Annotated in this window: 2 protein-coding genes; one reads left to right on the forward strand and one right to left on the reverse strand. The window is 45.2% G+C overall.

Annotated features, from left to right (window positions below; genetic code table 11):
• Window positions 1-436: 436 nt before the first annotated feature.
• On the reverse strand, window positions 437-1,399 hold the full coding sequence (locus tag H6S82_RS29085; RefSeq protein WP_199315647.1) for an XDD3 family exosortase-dependent surface protein: 963 nt from the start codon (window positions 1,397-1,399) through the stop codon (window positions 437-439).
• A gap of 198 nt (window positions 1,400-1,597) precedes the next feature.
• Between H6S82_RS29085 and H6S82_RS29090 the strand changes: the two genes are divergently transcribed.
• On the forward strand, window positions 1,598-2,374 hold a 777-nt coding region (locus tag H6S82_RS29090), incomplete at its 3' end, for an inorganic phosphate transporter (RefSeq protein ID WP_191057164.1).

The following is a 2,374-nucleotide window of genomic DNA, read 5'->3' on the forward strand; positions in this document are numbered from 1 at the left end:
GATTTCAACAAAGCGAAAACTAAATCGCCAGCAGAAATTCCCGCCGCCGTAGCAAATATTGCTGGCGATGAACCTGTTGCAACTTCTCCAACTGGTAGGTTGATACCCAATTTGTAGCTTGCGGACGATTATAGTCGCGCCGACACAAACAAAGCCAGCCTGCGCGGGCTTTATTCTTTTAAAGACAGAAAATAGCCGTCAATCAATATCTGATATCATATCCTCGCAATAGCCCATAATTGCAACCCTGTAAAATCAATAGTTTCACGCATTTTTATTAGGGGGAATTTGCTGTCCATCATATGAGTCAACAAGAACAGCCCATCAGATACCCGTTCTGAAAAAATTGGTTACCATCGTCTCAAAAAAACTATAGTCCACCAAAGTGGACTATAGAGTAAACCCTGATTTAGAATTTTCAATATCGCAAAGAAGCTCACTTGGCAACTTTGACAGTTGGATAAGCACGACGACGCATTTGAGTACCAAATAAACCCAAACCCAATAAAGTCAAACTAGCAACAGCTGACGGTTCTGGTATGGAAGTGGGTGGTTCGTTGTCTGCCAAAGTCACTTTAACAGCAATCCCATCATTGATGCACTCTTCCAAAAGGCTGATTAAAGCATCACCACTTGGCAATAAGCTGCGATCGAATTTAAACCCAAAAGTTTGGCTGCCAGTAGCGCTGTATTGTGCAAAATTGAGGGAAGCAAGTTCTCCTGCACTCAGAGCCTGGATATCACCAACCTTATTGCCTGTAGCAATCACGTTTTGGATACTATAAGAGGTATCTTCAACTACACCATTTTTCTTGGTCAAGTAATCCTTTGCTTCCGCCGCAGTTAAATCTCCAAAACCTACTTTTCCATGCTGACCGTTGGAATCAGTAGCTGTGTTTTCAACCCAATTTTGATACTTAGAGAAGCGTGAATAGGAATAGTTTTCAAACCCTACGCTCTTGGCTTTGACACCACTATAAAGACCTGTTGTTGCAGCACCAGAATCATTAGTTCCAGCAAAGCGAATACCGAACAACTTTTCCTGAGCGCTAGCATCTTTGAAACTCAAACCTGAAAAATTGAAAAACAAATCGCCCCAGCCAACATTGCCATCTTGAACTTCCGGATGGGTCGGTTCAGCTTGTCCAGTCAAAGCGAGGTTAGCGTTGATGGCTACGAAAACCTTGCCGTTTTCTTCCTTCATCGCCATCCCATAAAGCTCGTAAGAGCTTTTGCTGCCAACTTTATATAAGTCTGCTCCATCATTGAACGAATCTATTGTGTAAGACCAGTTTGGGCTAAGCGTCGCTGCGTTCGCTTGTTGTCCGGTCACAGAGAAAAGGCAGGCAGCAGCAGCAGCGGTTCCGAGTAAAGTTTTAACATTCCGAAGGCTAATCATTTTTTTTTTCTCATGTTATAAGTATAATAAATCACAATCTATGAAGACTGTAACCTGCAATCAAAAGATTTTTGTAAAGTTTAGATGAATTTTATGCAAGCAACTCGGTAAAAATTGGAGTAATTACACACTCTGGGACACCAAACCGGGTTTCCTTGAGGGCTGTCCTGAATTATCCAAGGCTAAACTTGATTCGACATGATAGTTTTTGTCGCCTTACTCGCCTTCTACCTCGCCTGGAACTTGGGAGCAAACGATGTTGCCAATTCAATGGGAACTTCTGTGGGCTCCAAAGCTATCACCCTGGCGCAAGCGCTGATCATCGCTGGGATCTTGGAATTTACGGGTGCGGTACTATTTGGCGGTGAGGTATCCGAAACTCTCGCAACGGAAATTGTCAACCCAGCTACATTCGCTTCAACGCCACAGACTTTGTTAATCGGAATGGTATCTGTACTGATATCCTGCGGTTTGTGGCTGCAAATTGCTACCAGTTTGGGGTTGCCAGTTTCGTCATCTCATGCGACTGTGGGTGCGATCGCCGGTTTCAGTTGGATTGCTGCCGGTATCAATTCGGTAGAGTGGTCATCAATTGGCACCATCACCATTGGTTGGGTCTTAACCCCAGTTATCAGCGGCAGCATAGCATCACTTTTTTATAGTATTGTCAAGCGCTGGATACTCGATCGCCCCCATCCCATAGAACAACTGCGCGAGTGGATACCTTGGTTGAGTGCAGCATTGTTGAGCGTGTTTGGCGTCATTGTGCTACCAACCCTCACTCAACCAGTACACGCATTTCTGACAAACCGCTGCGGAGTAAATCTCCCCGCCCACGATATCACGCTGGTAATAGGAGCGATCGCAGCCGTTAGCCTCTCCTTGGTGAGTTGGCGACAGTTGGAGAGCGGGGGAGCGGGGGAGAATTCTCCAATCCAAAATCCAAAATCCTCTCTTGCGAAGGTGGGCATCGTG

Source organism: Planktothrix sp. FACHB-1355 (assembly GCF_014748295.1).
GTDB lineage: Bacteria > Cyanobacteriota > Cyanobacteriia > Cyanobacteriales > Aerosakkonemataceae > Aerosakkonema > Aerosakkonema funiforme_A.